General features: G+C 41.7%; 19 protein-coding genes, 1 tRNA gene and 1 other RNA gene. 4 read left to right on the top strand and 17 right to left on the bottom strand.

What is annotated here, in order from left to right; translation table 11 throughout:
* The first annotated feature begins 51 nt into the window (after window positions 1-51).
* On the top strand, window positions 52-1,494 hold the full coding sequence (locus tag IIB39_07330) for a M28 family peptidase (protein MCH8928508.1): 1,443 nt from the start codon (window positions 52-54) through the stop codon (window positions 1,492-1,494).
* A gap of 173 nt (window positions 1,495-1,667) precedes the next feature.
* Here the strand turns inward: IIB39_07330 and IIB39_07325 are convergent, their stop codons facing one another.
* The 14 genes from IIB39_07325 to IIB39_07260 form a co-directional block, all read right to left on the bottom strand.
* Entirely contained in the window at window positions 1,668-2,915 is a 1,248-nt protein-coding gene (locus IIB39_07325) for an HlyC/CorC family transporter (GenBank protein MCH8928507.1), read from the bottom strand.
* A gap of 49 nt (window positions 2,916-2,964) precedes the next feature.
* Entirely contained in the window at window positions 2,965-3,420 is a 456-nt protein-coding gene (ybeY, locus tag IIB39_07320; protein ID MCH8928506.1) for an rRNA maturation RNase YbeY, read from the bottom strand.
* The gene (locus tag IIB39_07315; GenBank protein ID MCH8928505.1) at window positions 3,404-5,761 is read right to left on the bottom strand and encodes an HDIG domain-containing protein; all 2,358 of its coding nucleotides are present in this window, start codon (window positions 5,759-5,761) and stop codon (window positions 3,404-3,406) included. The genes ybeY and IIB39_07315 overlap by 17 nt, the downstream gene beginning before the upstream one ends.
* Window positions 5,762-5,771: 10 nt before the next feature.
* Window positions 5,772-6,917 carry an acyl-CoA dehydrogenase gene (locus tag IIB39_07310; protein ID MCH8928504.1) on the bottom strand — a complete coding sequence of 382 codons (1,146 nt, stop codon included), beginning with the start codon at window positions 6,915-6,917 and terminating at the stop codon, window positions 5,772-5,774.
* 72 nt (window positions 6,918-6,989) lie between these two features.
* On the bottom strand, window positions 6,990-7,772 hold the full coding sequence (locus IIB39_07305) for an enoyl-CoA hydratase/isomerase family protein (protein MCH8928503.1): 783 nt from the start codon (window positions 7,770-7,772) through the stop codon (window positions 6,990-6,992).
* Entirely contained in the window at window positions 7,769-9,241 is a 1,473-nt protein-coding gene (locus IIB39_07300; protein MCH8928502.1) for an NTP transferase domain-containing protein, read from the bottom strand. The genes IIB39_07305 and IIB39_07300 overlap by 4 nt, the downstream gene beginning before the upstream one ends.
* A 153-nt stretch (window positions 9,242-9,394) precedes the next feature.
* Window positions 9,395-9,754 carry a hypothetical protein gene (locus tag IIB39_07295; GenBank protein ID MCH8928501.1) on the bottom strand — a complete coding sequence of 120 codons (360 nt, stop codon included), beginning with the start codon at window positions 9,752-9,754 and terminating at the stop codon, window positions 9,395-9,397.
* A 2-nt stretch (window positions 9,755-9,756) separates the two neighbouring features.
* Complete coding sequence (locus IIB39_07290; protein ID MCH8928500.1) at window positions 9,757-11,118, bottom strand: DUF1446 domain-containing protein; 1,362 nt, start codon at window positions 11,116-11,118, stop codon at window positions 9,757-9,759.
* The gene (locus tag IIB39_07285) at window positions 11,115-12,779 is read right to left on the bottom strand and encodes an acyl-CoA carboxylase subunit beta (protein ID MCH8928499.1); all 1,665 of its coding nucleotides are present in this window, start codon (window positions 12,777-12,779) and stop codon (window positions 11,115-11,117) included. Before IIB39_07285 ends, IIB39_07290 begins: the two co-directional genes overlap by 4 nt.
* A 27-nt stretch (window positions 12,780-12,806) precedes the next feature.
* A complete protein-coding gene (gene recJ / locus IIB39_07280; protein MCH8928498.1) occupies window positions 12,807-14,504 on the bottom strand; it encodes a single-stranded-DNA-specific exonuclease RecJ in 1,698 nt (565 codons plus the stop codon).
* A gap of 25 nt (window positions 14,505-14,529) precedes the next feature.
* Window positions 14,530-14,915: RNase P RNA component class A (gene rnpB / locus IIB39_07275), an RNA gene on the bottom strand.
* 11 nt (window positions 14,916-14,926) lie between these two features.
* Window positions 14,927-15,646: a hypothetical protein gene (locus tag IIB39_07270; GenBank protein MCH8928497.1), complete on the bottom strand. Its 720-nt coding sequence runs from the start codon at window positions 15,644-15,646 to the stop codon at window positions 14,927-14,929.
* Window positions 15,647-15,684: 38 nt separating this feature from the next.
* The gene (locus tag IIB39_07265) at window positions 15,685-16,485 is read right to left on the bottom strand and encodes a Nif3-like dinuclear metal center hexameric protein (GenBank protein MCH8928496.1); all 801 of its coding nucleotides are present in this window, start codon (window positions 16,483-16,485) and stop codon (window positions 15,685-15,687) included.
* Window positions 16,486-16,628: 143 nt separating this feature from the next.
* Window positions 16,629-16,702, bottom strand: a tRNA-Val gene (locus IIB39_07260).
* A gap of 213 nt (window positions 16,703-16,915) precedes the next feature.
* Here IIB39_07260 and IIB39_07255 point away from each other — a divergent pair.
* From IIB39_07255 to IIB39_07245, 3 genes are all read left to right on the top strand, one after another.
* A complete protein-coding gene (locus tag IIB39_07255) occupies window positions 16,916-19,468 on the top strand; it encodes a TonB-dependent receptor (GenBank protein MCH8928495.1) in 2,553 nt (850 codons plus the stop codon).
* A gap of 92 nt (window positions 19,469-19,560) precedes the next feature.
* Window positions 19,561-20,085: a hypothetical protein gene (locus IIB39_07250; GenBank protein MCH8928494.1), complete on the top strand. Its 525-nt coding sequence runs from the start codon at window positions 19,561-19,563 to the stop codon at window positions 20,083-20,085.
* A gap of 8 nt (window positions 20,086-20,093) precedes the next feature.
* The gene (locus tag IIB39_07245) at window positions 20,094-20,687 is read left to right on the top strand and encodes a hypothetical protein (GenBank protein ID MCH8928493.1); all 594 of its coding nucleotides are present in this window, start codon (window positions 20,094-20,096) and stop codon (window positions 20,685-20,687) included.
* Window positions 20,688-20,693: 6 nt separating this feature from the next.
* On the opposite strand, the gene IIB39_07240 is transcribed toward IIB39_07245, so the two are convergent.
* The 3 genes from IIB39_07240 to IIB39_07230 form a co-directional block, all read right to left on the bottom strand.
* Window positions 20,694-21,680: a DUF1028 domain-containing protein gene (locus tag IIB39_07240; protein ID MCH8928492.1), complete on the bottom strand. Its 987-nt coding sequence runs from the start codon at window positions 21,678-21,680 to the stop codon at window positions 20,694-20,696.
* A 96-nt stretch (window positions 21,681-21,776) separates the two neighbouring features.
* Window positions 21,777-22,832: a PorV/PorQ family protein gene (locus IIB39_07235; protein ID MCH8928491.1), complete on the bottom strand. Its 1,056-nt coding sequence runs from the start codon at window positions 22,830-22,832 to the stop codon at window positions 21,777-21,779.
* 63 nt (window positions 22,833-22,895) lie between these two features.
* Window positions 22,896-25,335 (bottom strand): T9SS type A sorting domain-containing protein (locus IIB39_07230; protein ID MCH8928490.1); only part of this gene is annotated, 2,440 nt, incomplete at its 5' end.

The raw sequence follows: 25,335 nt of genomic DNA, 5'->3' as shown, positions 1-25,335 counted from the left end.
TGACTTCGCTAAATTATATCTTTCTCAATACTGTTTTACTACGGAGATAATATGAATCGAAATATGTACATTTTACTATTCGCATTTTTGCCTATTGCCATCGGATTCATCGCGCAGGTCAATGCCGAACGAAAAGGAATTTATCATCTGATATTCGGCGAAGTTTTTTATAACTCAGCCGCCTACTCGAATTTACGTGAACTTTCTGATAACATAGGTGGAAGAGTATCTGGCACTAAATCCGGTTACGAGGCGGAAAGATGGGCGCTGAATAAGTTCAATTCTTACGGTTTACAAAATCCTCATTTTGAACGGTTTGAAATGCCCGGATGGGAACGAGGTTCTTTAAAAGTTGAAGTCGCCACACCCGATAAAAAACTACTTTCTGCCGCAGCGTTGGCAAATACTCCTTCAAAATCAAAGATTACCGAGATGGTTATTGATGTCGGCTTTGGGCATCCGGATGAATTCGAAAAATTATCCGATGACATAAAAGGAAAGATCGTACTCGCTGAAGTAGGAACCTTACCCGACAAACGCTCGGTACACAGAACTGAAAAGGTTCAACTCGCAATGAAATATGGGGCGGCAGGATTTATTCTGATAACTAATGCTCCGGGCAATTTACCACGCACAGGAACGGTTAAAAGAGGCGGCTATGTTAAAATTCCCGCAGTTGGTGTCTCTGCCGAACACGGTACCTGGCTGAGAAGATATCTAAAGAATCATCCTGATGTGAAAGTAAAAATTGATATGAAGAACAAAACCAAAAAAACTTACGCGAATAATATCATTGCAGAAATTCGCGGTTCGGAGCTACCGGATGAAGTAGTGATAGTCGGCGCTCACCTTGATTCGTGGGATTTAGGTCAGGGAACAATTGATAATGGAGTCGGCTCCGTCACATTGCTTGAAACAGCGCGGGTTCTTTCAAAACTGAAAGCAAAACCAAAACGCACAATCCGCTTTATACTCTTTATGGGAGAAGAATTCGGTCTGTACGGATCTTCAAATTATATCAAGCAACATTCTGCCGAGTTAGGCAATATCGTAATGATGCTCAATATGGATATGATAGGTGATCCGTTCAGCTATAAAGTATATGGTCACGATGAAGCTCTGCCATTTCTAAAAAATCTTGCAGCGGATTTACAGGGGTTTGGTATGGAACCCGATAAAGTTGTATCTAAAGCGGGCTTACACAGCGACCACGAATCGTTTATGTTAGCGGGAGTTCCGGCTATGAGTCTTGCAGCTAATTTACCTGAAAGTATGTGGCGTTATTACCATAGCGCCGGTGATACGTTCGATAAAGCATCCGAGACTTTTTTGAATAATGCAGCCGTTATCGCGGCAACCACTCTGCTTCGTATTGCGGACGAACCGGAAAGGATCGGCAGGCTTTATTCAGACAGCGAAATTAGAGATATGCTTATCAAGCACAAACTTAAAGAACCGCTTTCCATAACCGGTCAGTGGCGATGGAGCGATTAAAGGAATTCCTTACTTACTATTAGGACAAATGTCCGCCCGCCTGGTTGTCTGACAGGCCAGACAGATTGTCGGGCTGGGAACCCGGCGGAAATACCCGGTCACATTTTAGCGCACACGGGGTTTATGAATTGCTACAGTGTTGTTATTAAAAGATTGTTATATGGATGGAAAGTCTAGTCGTCTTTTTCAATTATTTTTTTATTCGTACTGTCAATTTCCACTTCCATTATGCGGTTTGAGTTGACAGTTAACACTTTGAATTTTACGCCGCTGTAACTGATTTCCTGATTTTCGGCGGGAATCTCGCCGAATTGATGGAATAGAAATCCGCCGAGAGAATCATAACCCTCGCCTGTTGGGAATGAGATTCCTATCTCATCTTCCACATCGTCAAGGTCCCATCTCGCATCCGCTTTAAGAGTATTAGCGTTTATCCTTCTGAAAATCGGTTGCTCGTTATCATGTTCGTCCTGTATTTCGCCGACAATTTCTTCGAGTATATCCTCAAGCGTGACAAGACCGGCCAATCCTCCGTATTCGTCAACGACGAGGGCGAATTTTTTCCGTTGTTCCTGAAAATCTCTCAAAAGATCGTCCACCATTTTAGTTTCCGGGACATAATAAGCAGGTCTGAGTTGTTCCGATATTACAAGATTTTTAGGATTCTTTGTTAGAAATTGAATCAGATCCCGGGTATAAAGAACTCCTTCGATATCATCTACACTTTCGCCGTAAACCGGAATACGGGAATAGCGGTTTTGGCGTATTATTTCTATCGCCTCTTCTATTGTGGTATCCTCGTGCATCATTGTAACGTCTGTCCGGGGAACCATTATCTCTCTAACCATTGTTTCACTCAGCTCGATGACAGCGTGAAGCATTTTGTGTTCCTCTTTTTCAAGAGTACCTTGCTCTTCCCCAACGTCCACTAACGTTTTAACTTCTTCTTCACTAAAACTAATCCTACTTTTTTCTATACCGAAGATTCGCATTACAAAATCTGTCAGTCCATATAAAACTCTTGAGATAGGTTGCAGGATAACGTGTACAAAAGAAAGAGGATACGCGAAAAGTTTCGCGATCGCCTCCGAATGTTTAACAGCCGCTAATTTTGGGGAAACCTCCGCAAAAATCAAAACCAGTAATGTTACAATTATGACTTCAACCAATACCGCGGTGTTTCTGTTGATCCCCTTTTCTACAGCAATGTCAAGAGCGATCAGAGTTGAGAGGCTTGCGATTATTACGTTAATAATTGTATTGCCCGTCAGGATGGTTATCAGGAGTTTCCGGGGTTCTTTTAATAGAGCGGACAATCTCTTTTTCCGCTTGCCCCCTTCTGTGGCAAGCTCCTTGATACGTTTATCTTTCAATGAAAAATACGCCGTTTCACTGCTCGAAAAGAATGCTGAAATCAGCATCAACAGCGCCAAACCTGCTATCTTATACCAGAAATAATTGTCCAGCGTGTTACTGCGCCTCCCGATGATCTTCCATAGCCGTAAACTCCCCGATTAGGTTCAGGTAATAGTTTTCTTTGGCCTTCATCTTCGATTTTAATATTGAGGTTGAATCATCATATCCGGCAAGATGTAATGCGCCGTGAATTGCTACCCGAAGTAATTCACTTTTGTGCGTAACTCCATATTCTGCCGAATTTCGTCGAGTTGTATCTATACTAATGTAAATTTCACCCTCAATAGAATCCGGTTCTTCGCCGAGCGGGAAAGTAATAACATCGGTTGTAAAATCATGATTGAGATATTTTTTATTCACTTTCATTATTTCATCATCTGATATGAATAGTACGGATATAGAGCTGATAGTCACTGCTTCACCTGAAAAAACTTCGTTGACCGCTGATTTCACTAAATCAGGTCGGATTCCCGCATCTTCAGCATTCTCTACATTAAGCGTCATGTCCATGAATAGATTCAGTTTCTAAGGTAGTCTTTTCTGAACCCTTTTCCGTGTCTCCGTTTTCGGAAGGTTTTTCCTCATCTTTCTGAGTATCATCAGGATATTCAACCCTTACATGATACATGCCGATCAACATAGGCAATATCGCTTCCTTTATTTTGCCGATTTCAGCGAGTGTCAGTTCACATTCATCTAACTGCCCGTCGTTTAGTCTGCTCTGAATTATTAATTCCACCATATCGGTAATTCTGTTGGAAGTTTTTTCTTTTATAGACCTCGTGGCGGCTTCTATCCCTTCACAAATCATAACTATTCCGGCTTCTTTCGAGACCGGTAGCGGACCGGGATACCTGAAATCCATTTCATTTACTTTGGACTCGTCTCCAGCTAGTTCAGTAGCTTTTTTGTAAAAATATTCCATCCGCATTGTTCCGTGATGAGAGGATATAAATTGTGTTATCACGTCAGGTAATTTATGTTTTTTTGCCAGATCAATCCCATCCCGAACATGGGAAGCAAGTATGAGGGCGCTCAAGTTCGGTCGTAACATCTCATGCCTGTTTTCCGCGCCCATCTGATTTTCCACAAAATATTCCGGTTTGTTCATTTTCCCAATGTCATGATAATATGATCCTACCCTTGCCAACAAAGAATTTGCGCCTATAGCGTCTGCGGCTTCTTCCGCCAGATTACCCGCTAATCCGCTATGATGATAGGTTCCGGGCGCTTTTATAGCTAACTGCTTCAATAGCGGTCTGTTGAGGTCAGATTGCTCTAATAGCGTTAAATCGGTTGTAATTCCAAAAGCTACTTCCAAAAATCCGATAATTCCATATACGATAATCGGCGAAAAAAGTGCGTTAGCAAATGCGTAGCCGTAACTCTCCAATAACACATCCGTACTGCTGAACTTTAATAATTCTACCGCCGTTATCGCAATAATATATGCAGCCGAAACGAACACTACAGATTTGAAAAGCTGGCTTCTCGTCCGCAGCCGGGTAACGGAAAATATTGACGCTGTTCCCGCGAATACCGACACTATTACAAAATCGAGTTTATTGCCGAGAATCACTCCGATGAGAAGCGCAAGTGTCACAGTTCCGATGAAGGCGATGCGGGCATCGACTAAAATAGTAAATACCATTGAAGCGATGACTATTGGAATCAAATATTCTGAAAGACCATATCTATAGATTACCAATGATGAAAAGGCTATATGAGATAAAAATATCAATCCGATAAGCAGTACCAGCCTGTTGTCTTTATAAATTTGAGGACGGTACGCCACAATAAAAGCGCCGAAGAAAAAGAGTATTACCGATACTAAAAGTAATCTTCCGATTTGGGGTAAAAGAGTTACTATTCCTCCCTTTTCTCCTCCCCGTCTTGCTTTCTCAGAAAACATCGATTCGAGTTTCTGCTGAATGGCAGGGGTCACTCTTTCATTCCTGTCAACTATTCGTTCATTTCGCCGGACTATATCGCGACTGATAGGAACTAATGCAATGACATCCCGTTCCCGATTAGTAGTTGTTATTTCGTCATAAATAATATTGGGCTTTATGAATTTCCTTAATATTCGGACACCCGCATCTATTTCTTCACCCGATTCAATCCCCAAGCTTGCCTTCAGTCGAATATCCGCTTGTCCGCCGACATCAAGGTGACTCATGTAATACCCTTTATCACCAACGATTTCCTCGCCTTTTTCCAATACGGCTATCTCTTGTTTTTTAATATCATCCAGTGCCATATCAAGGATACCTTCCCTGAATAAATCCCGCGCTATACGCTCTATATTTGCGCTAAACGCCTCCAAAACATCAACGCCGCCGGTCGGCTGTTTATCAGAGTCCGTCATAAAATTCCAGAGCGGTTTTGATATATCAAAACCGTAATCGTCACCGACTTTTTCAATTAAACCAAACAGTTGGGCTGAATCGGCGTTTAATTGCGCCATAAACACAGAATCGAGACTCGTTCCACGTAACACTTTTGCGACCAGATTCTTGCCGTACTCACTTTTTGAACTTCTTACGTTCCGAAGCATATCAAAAAACTGATTCATCTCCTCCAGCTGAGCCAACATCAAGTCATCTCTTCGCACAAAAAGAGGATAAATCTCCGCAAGAGCTGCCGCCCTATCCTCTTCAAGTTCCTTTTTCATTTTTAAGATAGGAAAATCGAATGGAGCAATTATTTCTTCCGTAGTAATTTGTCCAACATCGTAAGCGTATTCGAGTGATTTTTCCCGGGGGAAAAAGAATAAACTCGATGTTAACAGCACTGCTATAGTGCCCACCCTTACTATTAAATCAATTTTCTTTGAATCTGTTTTTGCCATAGGATATTATTTAGTGAAGTTCTTTTCTTATCTCCCTCGCAATCAGGATTCTTTGGATTTCTGACGTACCCTCTCCTATTTCGCATACCTTCGCATCTCGATAAAACCGTTCCACAGGAAAATCTTTAAGATAGCCATAGCCTCCGTGAATCTGAATTGCTTCACCTGCTGCCCACATTGCTAATTCCGAAGCGTAAAGTTTCGCCATGGCGGAGGCTTTTTTGATGTCCTTCCCTGCGTCGCGTAATCTGGCAGCGTTATAAACCAAATGACGCGCCGCTTCAATTCTCATCGCCATATCCGCTAATTTAAAACTTATCCCCTGAAATTCGAATATCGGCTTTCCGAAGGCGGTGCGTTCATTCGCATACTTCAGCGATAACTCATAGACTCCTTCTGCCAATCCAAGACTCAGCGCCCCGACAGAAATTCTTCCTCCGTCTAAAGTTTGCATAAATTGCTTGAAACCCTCGCCTCTTTTACCAAGCATATTTTCAGCCGGAACCTTTAAGTTTTCAAATGTTAAAGCGCGCGTATCTGATCCTCGCCACCCCATTTTTTTCTCCGGAGGTCCGATAATTAAGCCGGGTGTCCCCTTATCTACAATGAAATTTGTGAGTTCGGGCTTCCCGCTATTTCGATCTGTCACCGTCAACAGCACAAATGTTTCCGCGAATCCCGCGTTGGTAATGAACATTTTCGACCCATTTATCACCCACTGGTCGCCCTCCTGAACAGCTGTTGTTTGCGTTGCTCCTGAATCACTTCCGGCGCTCGCTTCGGTCAGTCCGAAAGAAGCTAATTTCCCTCCTTGCGTAAGTTTAGGAAGATATTTTTTCTTCTGTTCCTCATTTCCGAAATAATAGATGGGACCGACTCCAAGAGAGATATGTGCCGCCAAAGTTATGCCTGTTGAAACACATACTTTTGACAACTCCTCAACTGCGATGGCATAGGATACATAATCCATTCCGGCTCCGCCATATTCAGGCGAAAAAGGTATGCCCATGAGACCGAGATCAAACATTTTAGCAACTGTCTCAAGCGGGAAGCGTTCTTCTTCGTCGATCTCATCTGCTATAGGCGCTACTTCGTTAAGCGCAAAATCCCTTATAGTCTCTTGCAGCAGCCTATGATCATCTGTAAAAAAATCCAATTTCGTTTTCCTTTAAGTTTTCGCTTAAACCAATATATCCATATTCTTCACTCCGTTCAAGTGAGTAAAGTGTTACCGACCTTCATACTTCGGAATCCGGCCGTCCTTAAATGCATTCAGACCTTCTAATCTATCTTGAGTGGGAACCGTCTTTAAGTATTCAGACCATTCGATTTCCATCGCATCTTCATATTTTCTGTCAAATCCATCCCGAACCGCCTTTTTTGCAGACTGAACTCCGATAGGACCGTTACTTGCTATTGACTTCGCTAATTCGAGTCCTCGCTCCAATAAAATATTTGCCGGCATTATTTCATTTAACAGCCCTGATTTTAGCCCTTCCTCCGGACTTATATCTTTTGCTGTGGTTATCCATTCTAACGCTTTCCCCATGCCCACAATCCGCGGCAGTCTTTGAGTACCTCCGGCGCCCGGCATTATTGCCAGCGAAACTTCTTTTAGTCCCATTTTCGAATCATCCGCTGCAAGGCGAATATCCGCTGCAAGCGCAAGTTCCATCCCTCCGCCCAATGCGACACCGTGAATAAGTGCCAGCACAGGAACCCTGATATTCCAAATCCCATCAACTGCCTTCCGTATCTTTTTCACTGCCACCGATACTTCCGAATCATCAAGTTTTAGTCTCTCTTTAAGGTCTGCTCCGGCGCAAAAATGTTTACCCTTTGACCGAAGAATCACGACTCGTGTTTGACGACTCTTGATCCAATCACTGATTTGTTCGGTAGCTTCAAACAGTTCGATTACGGTCTCCGACCCCAGCGCATTTACAGGTGGATTATCGAGTACTATTTCCGCTATGAAAGAATCATTTTTTAATCTGACCTTGCCGCTCAAATGTCTGTCACCGCTTCTTCTCCCTCAGGGGAAGGTAAAACATATCTTATTTTAAAAGTATTTCCGCTTTCTGATTCCAAATTTCTCACATGTTTACGTTTCAGCACCGAATGGGTTATATGAACGCCTTTCTCAATTTTGCTTCCGAATATATATGTAACACCTCTCAAATGGACATTGTCTTCTATAATTACAGGAAATTCATCATTGCCGGTTATAGATACGCGCGATTCAATTATACAATTATCACCGATCTTTACCTCCCCTTTAATTTCGTTTCCGTGAAGAATTTCCGTTCCTTCACCGATTTTTATGGACTGTCCGGGGAAGTTACTCATCGTTACTCTTTTCCCGATAAAAGTATTAGCTCCTATTTGCACTTCGCCTGTTAGCTGGCTGTTTGTGCATATTTCAACGCCGTTCGAGAGCCGCACATTTGGTCCAAGAGATACACCCTTTTGTATTATTATGTCTCCGGATTTCCCTGAATTATCCAGCTTCAAAATCCGTTCTACTACTTCTTCCGCAATGAAAAAATCATACCTGTCTTCAATGGTAATCACATCTTTCAGCAGTTCATAGACTCTATCCCTTGCAATAGCTTCCATTTCCAATAGAGTACTTTTTTCATTGAATCCTTCTACTAATCTGCTGTTCTCAGCATTTACCGCGCTGACTTTCTTATCATCTTCATTGTACATCTTTATCAGATCCGTGAGATATAATTCACCCTGAACGTTATCTGTAGTTAATTCCCCAAGATTTTCTCTCAACGACTTTGCCTTGAAGCCAAATATTCCCGTGTTAAATTCGCGAATGTTCAAAAGATCGTTTTTGCCGACCTCAAATTTCATTCCTTTGTGAGTTATTTGATAGGCTTGAGCATTGCTCATTGCGAGAATATCTTTATGCTCTATGATCTCAACCACCTCACCTTTATGCTTACCATCCGGTACTCGAACAATTCTGCCATATTGATTGCGTTTCGTATCTCCTTCGTAGAGTCCCGTCAATACCATCATATCCGCTTTTGATGATTGAAATGATTCTTTAAAATCAGATATAGTATCCTTGTCTATTAGTCCCATATCGCCCGGAACTATGTAAACAGCCCCATCGAAATCCTCATCGCTTAAAAGATTCAACGCTCTTTTGACAGCGTCTCCCGTTCCTTTTTGTTCCTCCTGAAAAACAAAAGCAAGATTCTCCTTCTTACTGACTGTATCCGCTACTTCATTCGCCTTAATGCCGACCACGATAATCTGAGCCGAACTGACCAGTCCCTGCTCCAAAGCTGTTTGAACACGCAAAACAGTCGGTTTACCCCAGATTTCGTGAAGCATTTTAGACTTTTCGGATTTTATTCGCTTTCCGTGTCCTGCTGCAAGTATGATGCCCACAGAGCCTTTTGAGAGGTCTAATGGCGAGCTTAGTTTTTTGAGAAGTGAAAGAGTATCTTCTTTTTCCAATAATTATCCTATATTCGTTAATAAACAAGTATTAACAACGATAAACTTAATCAGATTAGCCTATATCAGCAAGGGGAAAGTATTCTCGGATAGATCTCGCAGCTCTGCTATTTCAATTAAATCCAAAGTCTTTTGAAACAAAAGTCGTCATTTTCAACTGCTTGGCCGATTTTCATCCATCCCAATAGTGAACTCGTCAGGAATTTCGATCTCCATAAGCAGCAGCCCTTGCCCGTGTGTCTTTCCCTGCGCATCGTTTTTCAACGATTGTGAACCTCCGCCTCCCAATGAATCATGCAATATGAAATTCAACGAAAGAAGATTCGGCAGATCGTATCGTTCAACATCTCCCTTCACAATATCCCCAAAATGTGATTTGACTTTTTCAGCGGTCACCGCAGCTGCGATGATATCATAAGCTTCCCGGTTCTTTGCAATTAGCCCGACATTACTTGAATTACCTTTATCACCTGATCTTGCGTGGGCAATATCCAAAAGTCTGATTTTTCTCACAGCTAAATTGATTCCACCGTTACTTCAGGTTTTATCAGTTTTTTACTTAACAAAGCAGGCCAATACGCATAAATATTTTGTGGTTTCGGTCTTCCGCCTGCAAATCCGGTAATACCCGGGGGGCCGTTAGTAATGACAGGAGCCAACTCTTTCCCGAATCGTTCAACCGCTGATTTATCTGAATCCCGCACACCGAGTCGGAGCACAACCTCATTGACCTGTTCCGGAATTGGATTTATCTTTCCATGACTTGAGTCCAATCCCAAAAATTCCGTATTCGTTTCTTCGTATTCATATCCGGCTTGCTCGAGCCTTTTCCAAATAATTTCAGCGCATTTTTTTGCTTTATCAACCGCGAACGGACCGGAAATAGTTAAACTTCCCGACGCTTTATATCCGACGAAATGATTGATAGATACTTTGAATGTATCAGTAGCCGCACCCCCTTTCACACCGGTGACGCGAACGCGATTATTCCCCTCTTCTTCCAAAGCAATACTTGTGAAATCTACAACACAATCGGGTGTGATGTAATTCGTCGGCTCTCCCATTTCGTACAACAGCTGTTCGCTAACCGATTCTCTGTTGATAAGCCCCCCTGTCCCATCGTGTTTTGTTATGACAAATGAACCGTCAGAAGAAGCTTCAACAATCGGGTATCCTATATTTGAATAATCGGGAACATCCCACCAGCGCGAGTAATTACCGCCTGTGCTTTGAGCCCCGCATTCAAGAATGTGACCCGCCACCGTTCCCGCAGCCAGAAGATTAAAATCATCAGAATTCCAGCCAAATTCATATATCATCGGAGCGAGCGTTAACCCCGTATCGGTAACCCTTCCGGTAATCACAATATCAGCGCCTTTCGAAAGCGCTTCCGCAATTGGAGCTGCTCCCAGGTAAACATTAGCGGAGACAATGCTGTCCCTAATCTCTTTCAGTGAAAGCCCGGTATCCATATTGGACAGCGGTGCCCCATCATCCAACAGTTCATCAAGCCTATCCAATATGTCATCACCTTTTACGATGCCAATTTTTAAACCCGAGATTCCTAATTCATTGGCGGTACTTCTCAGCGCCTCTAAACAGGAATCAAGGTTCACTCCTCCCGCATTCGTAACAACTTTTATTCCTTTTTCCAATACGTCGGGGAAAATTTCTCTCATTACATCCACAAAATCTTTGGCGTAACCAGCCTGTGGATTTTTACTTTTTTGCCTCTGCATAATTGACATAGTCACTTCAGCCAGATAATCCAACGTCAGGTAATCTATTTGTCCACCCCTGACCATATTCAGAGGAGCATCTACGGAATCTCCCCAAAAGCCCTGAGCGTTGGCAATTCGGATTATATCCGCGCTCAAGTCCTTAATACTCCCGTCAGATAGGCGGGCATATCCGGATTATGGTCTGCCATTTCTAATCCCTGAATCAACAAGTTTCGGGTATCACGAGGGTCAATTACGGCATCTAACATCATTCGGGCAGCTAAATAATATGGAGACATTTCTTTTTCGTACTTTGCTTTAATCCGTTCATAAAATTCTTCTTTCTCTGAATCGCTTAAATCCCTCTTTGTATATAGGACCGTGTTTGCCGCTATTCCGCCGTCCATTACCGCAAGTCGAGTCGTGGGCCAGCCAACTATCAAGCGGGGGTCGTAAGCTTTTCCGCACATCGCATAGTTTCCCGCACCGAAAGAGTTCCGCAGGATAACAGTAAACTTCGGAACAACCGAATTTGCCTGAACATTAACAAATTGAGCGCCATCCTTAATAATTCCTTCATTCTCAGCTTTTGTTCCTACCATAAATCCTGTTACGTCCTGCATAAAAACGAGTGGTATCCTCCGTTCGTTGCACAGCATTATAAAGTTGGCAGCCTTCTTCGCGGAATCCGAATAAATCACATTTCCCATCTGTATTTGCGGGGGTTGGGATTTTCCGGTATGATCGAGCGGCATTTCTTTTTTTACCGACATCCCCTGATTGGCTACAATGCCGACAGAAAATCCTCCGATCCTGGCAAAACAGGTGACTATCGTCTTCCCGTATTTTTTCTTATATTCCTCCAATTCACTTCCGTCCACGATTCGTCCGATTATCTCCCTCACATCGTACTTGCCGCCTAAGTCAGCGGGGAGAATCCCAAGTAACTCATCGGGATCTAATTTCGGTTCTATTGCTTTCTCTCTCGCCAGACCTAATTTTTTCTGAGCGCCGATAAGAGCCATCTGATTGCGTATCCAATCGAAAGCCTCATCTTCCGTATCGAATTGGTAATCCGCTACTCCGCTGACGGCGTTATGCATTTCTGCCCCGCCTAATGTTGCCATATCGACATCCTGTCCCAATGCCGATTTTACGAGAAACGGGCCGGCTAAAAACATATTAGCGTTTCCGGTTATCATCGCTAATTCGCTGGACATAGCGGGAAGATAAGCCCCTCCCGCAACACAAAATCCGAACACACACGATATTTGCGGGATACCCATCGCCGAAAGCTTGGCATTATTTCTGAATATCCTTCCAAAATGCTCTTTATCAGGAAAAATCTCAGCCTGACGTTCAAGGTTGACGCCCGCTGAATCCACCATATATATGATGGGCAGATGATTCTCCATTGCGATTTCCTGAGCTCTAAGATTTTTCTTGCATGTAATTTCTACCCAGGCTCCTGATTTAACAAGCGGATCGTTCGCTACTATGACGCACTTTTTACCGGCAACCTCGCCGATAACCGTGACCACGCCTGCGGATTTATAACCGCCTTTAATCTCTTCATACATACCATCAGCGGCAAACAATCCAATTTCCGTAGCGGGTGAGTTTTTATCAAGTACACGCTTTATTTTTTCTCTCGCACTCTGTTTCCCTTTCTCGGCGAGTTTAGCAAGGCGCGATTTATCATGCTCTTTTGTTTCAACTGATTTTGAATTCAATTCTTCGAGGAGAATCTTGAGAAACTTTTTACGTTCTTTAAATTCTTTTGATTTGGTATCTAATTTTGATTCAAAAATTTTCATCTGATATTTTTCTTTATCGTTTAAAAGTTAAAGTTGAATATCCTTTAATACCAGTTGAGTGTTTTTTCTGCCGTTCCATTCATTTTCTTCGATTTCATATGCTAATTTAATACCCGCTTCAGGCGGGTTGAGAATCCTTACCAGATCTTCAGCCATATTGAATCCAATGGTATCAAACAAAATACCACCCTGTTTGACCTTCATTTTCAGATGATTATCTCCCACTATAAGCGGTTTTCCCTCTATTTCAACTCCTTCTGATACGAAAATCGGTTGTGCATTGTCAACTCCGTAAGGCTCAAGCCTTCGAATAGTTTCCAACAGTTTTTTATCAATTTCACCGAATGAAATTTTGCTTTCTACTTTGAGGGTCGGCTTAATCATTTCGTCTGTCAGCTTGGCCGCTACAACATCATCAAATGTGTCAACGAATTCTTGTAGCTTTGACCTTTCTATGGTCAGGCCTCCAGCCTGTTCGTGACCGCCGAATCCGATTAAAAGATCTGAACATTCTTTTAGCGCTTCGTGTAGATTAAATCCCGGAATACTTCGTCCCGATCCTCTCCCAATACCGTTATTGAGCGAAATCATAACTGCCGGTCTATGATATTTTTCCGTTATTCTCGAAGCGACAATGCCGATTACTCCCTGATGCCAGTTCTCCCCATAAAGAACAGCGCCGGAAAATTGATCAGGATCATATCTTTCAAGTAACTGTTCCTCAGCCTCCTTAAATGTTTTCATATCTATCGCACGTCTTTCCGTATTTAGAATCTCAAACTTTTTCGCCAATTCCTCTGCACGCTGGAAATTATTCGTAGTAAAAAGTTCAGCAGCTTCCCGCGCATCCCCGATTCTGCCTACAGCGTTGATTCTCGGTCCGAATTTGAATATTACATCGCTCACTGTGAGACGGTTTTTTTTAAACCCTGAAGAGCGCAAGAGCGATTTCAAACCCACTCTTCCCCCTTTGAAAATGGCAGGTAATCCGAGAGAAACGATTACTCTGTTTTCACCTGTCATGGGAACTATATCCGCGGCTGTACCGAGCGCCGCCAAATCGTAGAATTCTTCTGCATACCAATTTTCTTTATCTTGATGTTTCCGTATGGCTTGAACAAATTTGAAAGCCACCCCGGCGCCGGACAGATTACGAAATGGATATGATGAATCAGGTCTTTTAGGATCGACTACAGCCGCTGCATTCGGCAATTCCCCAACGGCTTCGTGGTGGTCGGTAATTATAACTTCAATACCGTTGCTCATTGCAAATTCAACTTCTTTATGAGCGGTGATACCACAATCGCATGAAATTATTAAGCTAATGCCTACCTGTTTAGCGGATTCAATACCTTTTATTGACAGACCATATCCTTCCTCACGCTTCGGAATATAATATGTCACACGAGCTCCCATTTTTTTGAGAGTAAGGTATAGAATAGAAGTTGAAGTCGTCCCGTCAACATCATAGTCGCCATAAATAAGAATACGATTATCCTTTTCTATATGTTTGAAAACTATTTCAATCGCTTTCTCCATATCATTCAGTAAAAAAGGATCATGAAAATGCTCTTCGGAAGGATTAAAAAATAGTTTTGCTTCGTTAAGCGTTTGAATTCCGCGATTAAGAAGTAATTCAACGATTATTCTTGAAAGCCCTGTTTCAGCTGAAAGAGCCTTAGATTTATTCTTATCTATTTCAGGAAAGGACCATAATTTATTCATTGTTCACCATTATTTAAAAATATAAGCTTCAAGCAGATCTATAAGCCGAATTCTGTATCCCGAAAAATCGGGATGGCGATCATTTATCTAGGCGTTATGTTACCACAACACTCAAGCGATCTACCCGGAAATTAATCGGTTTGCACCGAAACGCGCCAGCCACGCTCTCTCCTGCATGATCTTGCTCCAGGTGGGGTTTACAAAGCTTCCGGGGTCACCCCCGGAACTGGTGGTCTCTTACACCACCTTTTCACCCTTACCTTTCCGATAAAATCGGAAATCGGCGGTATACTTTCTGTTGCACTTTCCGTCCCTCGCGAAACCTCTCCGTTAGGGAGCACCCTGCTGTATGGAGTTCGGACTTTCCTCCCCCCGCTAATATTAGCGAAAGGCGATCGCCCGATCTGCTTGAAACATTAATTTTAATTTTCAACTTTGACTTCCTGATGAATCAGGACCCGACCACAAGATTCACAATTAATAATTTTATCCATTTTTTTCACTTCCACAATTAATTGAGGCGGAAGCCTATGGAAACACCCGCCGCATGAACCTCTGACAACCGGTACTACGGCACGACCGTTTTTCGCTTCACGAATCCGTTCATATTTTGAAATCATTGATTGCGCGATATTAGGAGTAATTTTATCTCTCTTCTTAAGATACTCGGTTTCATCACTCTTTGTTTCGTCAATCCTCTTATTCAATTCTTTTGTTCTTGATTCAAGATCTTGTTGTATTTCCTCTGACAATGCCTGTGAATTTTTATTTTCTTCCTCGCTTGTCTCCCGTTCAGACATTAAATCAAGAGTCTGATTTTCACTTTCGTCAATGGCATTTTGGAGCGTCTCTATTTCATGTGTAAGAGCATCATATTCCTTATTAGTAGTTACTGCATACAGCTGTTCTTTATATTTTTTAAGTTTTGTGTTAGCCTGTGCGATATTAGCCTCGATATCCCGAATACTCTTATTTATTTCCTCTATTCGAGCATCACTTTCTTTTAAACTTTTTTTAGTCTCTTCAAGATCTAACTTCAGACTTTCCACTTCCTGAGGAAGGCTTCCACGAAGTTCTTTTATCTCGCTTAGTTTTGAATCTACTTGTTGAAGTTCTATCAATCTGTCCAACGATTCCCGCATTTACTTTCTCCTAAATGACATTGAATTCAAAATGTAATTTAATTTATATCTGAGTTACCATTAAACAATTTCAATGGATTAGTTTCTGTTTCAGACCTTGCAACAGAAATGTCTGATGACGCTAATCCTGATTTCAATTGCGATACAATCAAATCTAAAATCACCTGTTCACTTTCATAATGTCCCGCATCAACTAAACTTATTCTGTTCTTGGCCTGAAGCCAATGACTATGCTTGATGTCGGAGCTGACAAACACATCGGCGCCTAATTCAATCACGCTTTCAAGGAAACTCCCCCCTGAGCCTGAACAGATAGCCACACTTTTAACGTTATCCTCCAAATTACCTTGATATTTAAGCGCTTCCACTTTTAAAGCGACTTTTACCATATCAAGAAAATCACCTAATTTTATCTTCTCAACTGTTTTTCCTATCCTGCCTAAATGACCAATGGCATCACTCCCTATTGGTTCCACTTCGGTTAAATTTAACTTTTTTGCAAGCTGGTCGTTTACTCCACCCTTAACGGCATCTAAATTCGTATGCATTGAGTAAACGGAAATATCATTTTTAATAATATTGATAATTACTGAAGCAGGATATTCATTTGATTTCAACTTGAATAAGGGATCAAATATAATCGGATGGTGTGTAACTACAAGGTTAGAATCCGTTTTAACAGCTTCTTTCACCACCATTTCCGTAATATCCAATGCGACTAATATACCTGATAAATCATCACTTTCAGAACCAATCAATAATCCTACATTATCCCATTCCTGAGCTGTTTCTTCCGGAGCCCAATCATTCAATATTTTTATAGCGTCGTTTACTTTCACAGCATAAAAAAATACCCCTAAATATGAGGGGCATTTATATTAAAATTTTATTTTTCGAAGTGGTAAAAATATCAGTCTCCGATTTCCCGGTGACTTCACTTTCCAATTCCTTTTATTATTCTAAGCATATATTCCATTTTCCGTGGGCGATACTGGACTCGAACCAGTGACCTCCACGATGTGAGCGTGGCACTCTAACCAACTGAGCTAATCGCCCTTACAGCGGAGTAAATATATAATCAATTAAAAAACTTGTCAAGCGGTTATTATAATCCGAACACCAAGTTTACATATGTGAATTTCTTAACATATCGACTTCTTAACATATTTATTAAAAGCAAAAAAAGTCAACATTTTATATATCCAGCATTTAGATTGTAGGATGTTACTGAATCACACAAATTTTACCGTGAAGCGGGAAACACCTGTTTTGTCGCTATATATCATCAGGCACATTTTTATAGTTACCCTTACCCTTCTACTTGTGTCGTTAATATTACCTGATTTCGCCACAGCGGGAGATACCGGTGCCCTCAACGGCAGCATAAAGGACGAAAATGGGAAACCACTTATAGGCGCTTCAGTGGTACTGACAGGCACATCAATGGGTGCGGCAACCGACAGCAAAGGTAATTTTTTAATATTCAACATTAAATACGGCTCCTATGACATCAGATTTTCTATGATTGGATATCAGGCCGTCATCTATCAGAATGTTACTATATTACCTGATATAATCTCTTCTTTGGACATAATATTGAAACAATCAACACTTTCAATGGAAGAAGTAGTAGTGGAAGCCGCATCACCTTTAATCAGACGGGATATTACCGGCTCTTTACATGAATTGGGCAGAGAGAAAATTCAGAATATTCCGGTTAATACACTCGAAGAAATTGCGGGTTTGCAGGTAGGAGTGACTCGTGATGGTTATATCAGAGGCGGCAGACGAAATGAAGTCTTATACCTAATAGACGGCTTGCCGGCCAATGACTTGATAACCGGAGGTCTCGGCACCGATTTACCTAAGAGTTCCATAGAGAGATACACTCTCCAAACCGGTGGTATTGACGCCGAATACGGCGATGCCCTTTCGGGTGTAATCAATATTTCAACATCCACAAGTAAGGATAAAACTGTTAGATCATTTCGATTTAAATCGGATAACCTTCAGGGTGGGACAGAACACAGCAAGGAATCTGAAGCGGAGCTGTATTTAAGCGGTCCTCTGAGGAATTCTAATTTGAGTTATCTTGTGTCGGGAAATTTTAACTCCTCAAGTACAAGATGGTGGCAGGATATGGATTTATATTTCGATTCACCAACTTCATCCGCCGGAAATTTATTATCAAAATTAGAAATGAATTTCGGCAGGAATAAAACATTAGCTATCCAGGGAATATATTCAAGCAGAAAATGGCGTGATTACGAATTCAGCTGGCGATTTAATCTAAGCGGCTTACCAAAACGGAAGAGAGATTCCCTAAGGCTGGCTTTATTTTGGTCTCATTCGCTTTCAAACAGAATCTTATACACTATTTCCCTGTCGCGTTACGATATTCAGTCTCGCATCGGCGAAGGAAGTCCCGATCAATTAAGCGTAGAGCCGTGGCAATATGATATTCTCCTTCGTTACGTTATTTCCGGTAATCGAAACTGGTGGGAAAAAACAAATCAAACAAACTACACAATTAAATCTGACATCCAGAGTAAGCTCTTTGACCGCCATCTATTCAAAGCGGGGGTAAATCTCAATCTCTTCAATGTGAACTCGGAAATCATAAAACTCGAACCGAGAAAAACCTATTTCGGTAAACCGAAATTAGGTGAAGATTTACTTAATTACAGCAATAGTTATGAATACCGCCCAAGGTCCGGAAGTATATATATTCAAGATAAGATAGTCTCCGGTTACGACGGGTCAACCGTGAGCGTCGGAGTGCGATTAGATTTTCTTGATCCTCGCGCAAGTCGGCCTGCTATCGAATTGATACCGATAAGTGAAAACGAATTTGAACAAAATGTTTCTTCGTTTGTTCCCGCATCTGTAAAATATAACATAAGTCCTCGATTGGGATTTTCTGCCCCGTTGACCGATAAAGCGGTTATGTTTCTGACTTTTGGTCAATATTTCCAAAACCCGCTGTTTGAGCAACTCTACTCGGGACTCTCCAACACCCAGTTCCGATTTGGAAATAGTGTTTTGAGAGGTAATCCGGATCTTGAACCCGAGACAACAAGAGCTATCGAAATCAGTCTTAAATATCGTCTACCGTCCCATTCAAGTTTTTCGGTTGTTTATTATCAGAAAGAGACAACAAACCAAATTGATTCCCGGACTTTAATACCCACAAACAGCAGAATCGCAGGAGATTATGGATTTTCAGAATTCGTAAATAATCCATTCGCCAAATCTTCGGGATTTGAATTTATCATTTCTAGAAAAGGCGCCAAAAGACTAAATGGCAACATATCATATGTCCTCGGTAGAGCAAAGGGTCTGAGCGAAAACACTGATCAGGGGCTGAACTTCGCGCAATGGGGATTTGAAGTACCCTCACAAATTTATTTTATGAGTTGGGATCAAAGACATACCTTTAAGGGTGATCTTCTATTTGAAACATCAAACAATTACCTTTTTTCACTTCTCTGGGAGGTGCATTCCGGCCGACCATTCACGTTTTTTCCTTCATCTGATGGAGTTACCGCTGAAAATCCCGATCAACCATTCATTCCCAATAATAGAAGACTTCCTTCCTCTAAAATAGTCGATATACAACTATCCAAACGATTTATTTTAACAAGATCTAAAGGCAAACTTTCAGGCAGATCCGTGATGGTTTATTTCACTTCCCGGAACCTGCTGGACTCGAAGAACGCTATCTGGGCAGATTCCTCCGGAAAACTCGGAGGAGAATTGGATGACCCTTCAGCGTTTAATATTGGCAGAAGATCTTTCATCGGGATCACTGTAGATTTATAATTTTCATCACTTACAATTTAGTGAATAAATCCCTTAAAATTATATTGCTCTCATTTTTATCAAGCATAACTATGATCAGCTGCGAGGAATCGTTGCCGAGCAGAAATGAAATTCCTGTTGATTTATTTTCTACATATCTTAGTACTGCTGACGGTAGAACATCTTTCACTATCACGAGAGACCCTGCGGCATTTAATTTTCCACATCCTGCTCCGGTTAGAATACGGTTTGCTTTGATTAACATATTTGATGAAACATTACAGGGTAGTTCGGAAAATATCACCGGCTCAGTTGATATTTGGATTGCCGACGATATAAATCTCGCTGGCAATACGTATGTATTGACTAAAGACAACGAATTTCCTACTACTGGAACACCATCTCTGATACAGAATTCTTTCTTGACAATTGATCCAGGCGATACTTTTTTTGTCGAAATTTCCTGGCCTCACGAAGTCGAGGGCACGGACAAAGTATGGGAATATTTGGGAATGGTTAACGGTTCCTCTAAACTTGTAAATATAAGTGTATTAGTAAAAATCCAACTTTTTAGAGAGCTACCGGTAATAGTATCCGAATTACTCCAACTTCATATCCTTTACATTAAAAATAGTTGAAATATCGTATGAATTCTATTTTTTCAATATTATTCAGTTTTTTTACTTTAACTGTTCTTTCAATGAGCTGCGAGGAATCTCTTCCTACCAGAGAAGCAACACCGGTTCAATTATTCGAGACTATTTTCCAGACTGCTGACAGCGGAACAACATTTACTTTCACACGAGACCCTTTAAATATAAGTACAAAACACCCTCCCCCCATAGTATATCATTTACAGTTGATAAACATATTTGATGAAACTCTGCAAGGCCTGGCGGATTCAATCAACGGCACTTTCGAAATATGGTTAGAAGAAGACCCTTCTGTCGGAAAAACTTTTTTACTTTCTCAATATAGTGAATTCCCTCCGATCGGAATCCCTTCTCACATTGATTCGTCATATATTACCTTAGACCCGGGGGATACTTTCTATGTTGAAATCGAATGGTTCCATGAGACTGATAATTCTGTCAAAATGTGGGATTATTTTTATTTAGAAAATGGGGATGAGCGAACTGTAAGAATCAATGCTTTAGCTAAAATCCAGCTGTTTCCCGGCACACCTCATATAATTACCAATATATTTAAGTTAAGCGCATTATATATTAAAATTAGCTAGACTTTTCTACTGCTTCAGAATCTTTTTAATAATTTTGTTATCATCAGGCAAAAATCCACTGGCGCTAAGTCTCGGGACAAGCTTTTTCCATATTGGTTCCCTTTTGAATACCCACTTAAATTCCGGCAATGATTCTTTGACTTTATCAACCATTACAAGAGTAGTTGCATACCAAAACCGCAGCTCAACATTGTCCGGCAGCATTTGCATTCCTAATTTGTATTCTTCCAACGCCTCATCAAATTTTTCCTCAGCCGCATAATCATCTCCTCTGCTGACATGATTATAAGCCTTTGCTACATAAACCAAACGCCTTAGCTCTTTTAGCGGCTCGCTCGAATCTTCTACCCTCAAATCGTATGGCCGATCCAAATAAACATTTCCAATCGGATCAATTGATACTATAATCAAAGCAGCTGACTGTTTTCCCCTTAAATCGCCGCCTTCAGATTGAGCAGCATCTAACGCAGCTAATAACCTGTCAACAAATTCTCCATCCGTCTTCTCGTATGCCTTTCCCATAGCTTCCCACACCGTATTCTTGAGCATTATATTCGCCTGTGTAGAATAATGTTCACCAATATGATCCCCGGCTTCGGCTATACAATTAGCCCCGGTATGAGCAGATACGATACCATTAGCGTCCACCATAGCCACCTGCCGTACATCGGAGCTTGGATCTGCCGCTAAAAGACCTCTAAGGGCTTGTACAGCCGTTTTACCCGCCTCCATAAGACTTAATCCAAGAGGTCCATAGCTAACCTCCACTATTGATTGTGTCGCAACTGCACCCACACCCGGCTTAGCCCATGTTACTATTGATCCGACACCGAAATAGTGGGATTGAACCGCCACACCCATTTGATTGCTTTCTTTGTCATAAGCCACAATTGAATAGGTATTAGCTTTGCGAATCGCCGAGGGATAATTCTGAGCATACAGGTTTGATGTAATCAGTAACAAAAAGAATAGTAGATAGAGTATTTGTTTCATGGTATTCTCCAATTAATTCTGAATAATGACCGAGAAAATAAAAATACCCTGCCAAATTAGGCAGGGTATTTTTATTAATATATTTTTAGACTGAAATTAGAAACCAATTTCCAATGAGAACACATGGTTGGCATCAAAAACATCAACGTCTCTGAATGCATAACCAAGTGTCAAATCAAGACCACCGGATTCGATCTCCAATCCTGCGCCGAGTGTTAATCCAAAAATGTCTTTATTTGAGTCTCCACTTTCGACGTCGATCTCGCTAATGTTTGTTTGAAAACCACCTCTAAGCGATATCATATCATTCATTACATATTCTGCGCCAATCCTACCAAAGTCAGATTGGAAGTTATCGTTAACAAAAGTAGCCGATAAATTCAGTGTATTATTTTCACCTGATCGCAGAGTATAAGAAGTGCCTAATTCAAGTGTAGAAGGCAATTCATCTGATTGTGTTTGAATCCCGAATAAAGAACTTGGTCGAGAAAAATCGTCAGCCTCCGCTCTTGTCAAAAGCCCTGATCCCGAATAGCTCATCGGCGTACCAAAATTCTTCATTACTACGCCTAATGTCAAGCCTTCAACACCGCCTAATCCGCTGTATTGAACACCGATGTCCACTGCAAAACCGGTAGCTCCTACATTAGCAAATGTTTCGTTAATTACTTTTGTATTCAGACCAACTGATACCCGGTCACTAAGATTACGCGCGAAAGATACTCCCAAAATAAAGAAACTGGGAGATTCAATCTCGCCTGTACCATCAGGATTATTTTCGGTTGTAACGGCAATATCTCCAACATCAAGACTTTTTAGGCTAAATCCAAACGTACCTACGCCGGCTACATTGGTCATGATAGCGCCATAACTCATGTCCATATCAGCAATATATGACATTCGTGAGAAGAGCGCGGTTGTCTTATTGTTGTTGACTGCCATACCGGCCGGATTCCAGAACATCGCTTCTATTCCGCCAATGCTCGCGACGTTTGAACCGCCTATTGCGATTCCACGTACTCCCACCGGAATCAAGAGCTGAGCGCCAGCTGATGTTCCAGCCCTGGCTCTGCCGCCTGCAAACGCTATCGATTGAGACAGCAGCAGTATCAGAATTCCAGCTGATAAAATATTTACAAATTTACCCTTCATAATATTTCTCCTACCTACTGTTGTTTTTAGAATTTCTATGGTTTTATTCATTATTGGTCACCCTTAGAAATTCTGTAGGAATTGTTGCTCTTGAACAATCATCAGTTTTAGAGTTTTCTCAAAACCATTCTCTAAAGAAACATGGGCTAAGTATATGCCACTAGCTACCGGTAGACTATTCCAGTTATTCAAATTCCAATCAACGTGTTGCAAGTTATCGTTTTTATTTACTGTGGCTACATGTATTCCAGCCAAATTGAATATCCTAATTGTTGCTTTTGCTGGTAAATGCGTAAACCTCACCCAACGAACACTCCTTGTAACTTCAAAGTTGTTAACTCCTAAATATGGGTTCGGGAAAACATTTATTGCCTTATGATCCTTGTCCTGTGCCGCATCAGTTGCTGCCGGCGCAGTGGTTGAGAATGTAAATGTATCCAGACCAACCTGTAATGGATTAGCAAAATTCATAGTATGCACATCTCCGGTTGCCCAGACAGACGCGCCACCTTGTTCAAAGAAGTGCATCCATGTTGCAGATGGATCTACTATGGAGCGCACAAAATTTGCGTCATCTTGATAATCCCTATTGAGAACGACTATATAGTCTCTACCTGCCATCCGCCAGCGTGCATTGGCTGATGTTCCAAAACCATCTGATGCTCCGGGATTGTTGTTGGGTTGGCCACTATCATAAGGAATATAATCAGTAGGAGCACCTGCATCAGCATTTCTGTTTATAACGGCTACTTCTAACTGTCTTCCGGCACCGTCATTACTTTCAATGTCCCAGAGCTCAAACGGAATTCGCAGTTGTACATTGGGTTCTGTTCCAGTTCCACCAAATGCATCCCGTGGCCACTGAGTGGAAAATGAACCGCCAGAAGTGACAGGGCTGTCATTATCAGAAGCTACGCCGGTGAACCTGTATTCGAGATCAATCTGTGCCTGGTTAATTGTCGGTACTGGAACTGGTGATCCAAATTCAAACCAGAAACCTGTTGCGGAACCGAATAACTGAGAGTCGCCCCAGAAGCTTAAGTTTGCGCCAACAGTGTTATCATCGAACCATGTAACAGGAGCATCAAAACTACCCAATACTTTTACAGTCATACCTTTCCGCATAATTCTGTCATCATCGCTTGAAAGGTTTGTCAAATTGCCAAGAACAACACCGTCAACCGGATTTTCAAGATTATACCAGAAAGAACCGGCTCCATCACCATTCATAGTTAATGTCCAATCAGCGGTGATTGTCGAGGATGGATCCAGAATCTGGACTTCTGCGGTAGCATTTGCAGTTCCGGTATGTGTAATTGAAGAGTCATCTCCCGCACTGGTAAGCATCTGACCTGCAGTGAATGCATATCTCACTCCTGCATCTGCAGGCTGTGGAATTACCGTAAGAATTACAGGCGGACTTTCCAACGCATGAACAGGAACATCAGCGCTTGAATTATTGTTATACGCCGTTACCGCGTAATAATATTCGTGATAATTGGTTATCCCGTTTCCATCTGAGTCAGTGTTAATTATCAGTGACCTTTCAATACCTGAATTCTTGCCTATTTGGGAAGGAAGAAGCAGTATCTGCCCACTAACCGGCTCGAACGTCGGATCAAGAATTGTTGTAATTTCATTTGCAACATCGAATGTCACCAGTTTGGTCGCCTCAGCCAATGTGGATGTCACAGAAGGCAATTGATAAACGTTATATCCTTCGAATGTATATCCTTTACTATCCGAATTGACTTCAGTATTTTCAACGTTGCCGGCTTCATTACCCCACGCAATAACTATCTGTTTATCTAAAGCAATAGCAGTAGCCCTTGGCGCTGCCGGTGGAGTCGGCAGGTCAAACAAGTTATCAAAAGCATTTTGAGCGGTGATATCATAAAATTTCAAAACATCAATACTTGATATTCTATCACCACCTATACCTGCTATTAGAGAAATAACAAGTTCCTGTGTATCTTGAAACGCCATTGTAAATGGACCTGCTGAAAGCAGGAATCTTCTATCGCCCGGTCCTAACGGATTACCATCTACCCAGCCTTCTCCGGTTTTGGGATCACCGGATAGAGTAAATTTTGTTGCTATTCCCGTATTTGGATCTACAAAGGGGTTACCCGACGTAGGAATTAAACCGTGCATCAGGTTGTACCATTGAATAGTTCCTTCATAAGTACCAAGAGGCGGATCGGAGATTGAGCTGCCCGCCGCAAAGAATACAAAAGAGGACATTGGTAGATTTCTCTTATCATGAACTACTTTCAAATTAAATATTGCGGAATCTCCCGGAGAGTCAACAATCGGACCCTGGAAGAAATCATATCCAACTGCCGGAGGCGGGAGGCCAAAGTCTCTAAAGGCAACATCTATCGATGAAGAGTTGTAAGTATATCCGAGACTGAGTTCCGGAACGCTTCCTGCAAAATCATCTCCAAAATCACCAAGATCAGGATCTGACCATTGAGTTAAGAACATTTCTTCTATAGTCGCA

This window comes from Candidatus Neomarinimicrobiota bacterium (assembly GCA_022573815.1).
Classification (GTDB): domain Bacteria; phylum Fidelibacterota; class SORT01; order SORT01; family SORT01; genus JACZTG01.
Note: the sequence above shows the minus strand (reverse complement) of the source record. Positions and strands in the feature narration are given on the sequence as shown.

Excerpts from the sequence above, each read along its gene's own strand:
- IIB39_07245 (MCH8928493.1), top strand. The coding sequence starts at position 20,094 with ATGAATTCTATTTTTTCAATATTATTCAGTTTTTTTACTTTAACTGTT.
- IIB39_07330 (MCH8928508.1), top strand. The coding sequence starts at position 52 with ATGAATCGAAATATGTACATTTTACTATTCGCATTTTTGCCTATTGCC.
- IIB39_07270 (MCH8928497.1), bottom strand. The coding sequence starts at position 15,646 with ATGCGGGAATCGTTGGACAGATTGATAGAACTTCAACAAGTAGATTCA.
- IIB39_07235 (MCH8928491.1), bottom strand. The coding sequence starts at position 22,832 with ATGAAGGGTAAATTTGTAAATATTTTATCAGCTGGAATTCTGATACTG.
- recJ (MCH8928498.1), bottom strand. The coding sequence starts at position 14,504 with ATGAATAAATTATGGTCCTTTCCTGAAATAGATAAGAATAAATCTAAG.
- ybeY (MCH8928506.1), bottom strand. The coding sequence starts at position 3,420 with ATGGACATGACGCTTAATGTAGAGAATGCTGAAGATGCGGGAATCCGA.
- IIB39_07315 (MCH8928505.1), bottom strand. The coding sequence starts at position 5,761 with ATGGCAAAAACAGATTCAAAGAAAATTGATTTAATAGTAAGGGTGGGC.
- IIB39_07325 (MCH8928507.1), bottom strand. The coding sequence starts at position 2,915 with ATGCTGATTTCAGCATTCTTTTCGAGCAGTGAAACGGCGTATTTTTCA.
- IIB39_07240 (MCH8928492.1), bottom strand. The coding sequence starts at position 21,680 with ATGAAACAAATACTCTATCTACTATTCTTTTTGTTACTGATTACATCA.
- IIB39_07285 (MCH8928499.1), bottom strand. The coding sequence starts at position 12,779 with ATGAAAATTTTTGAATCAAAATTAGATACCAAATCAAAAGAATTTAAA.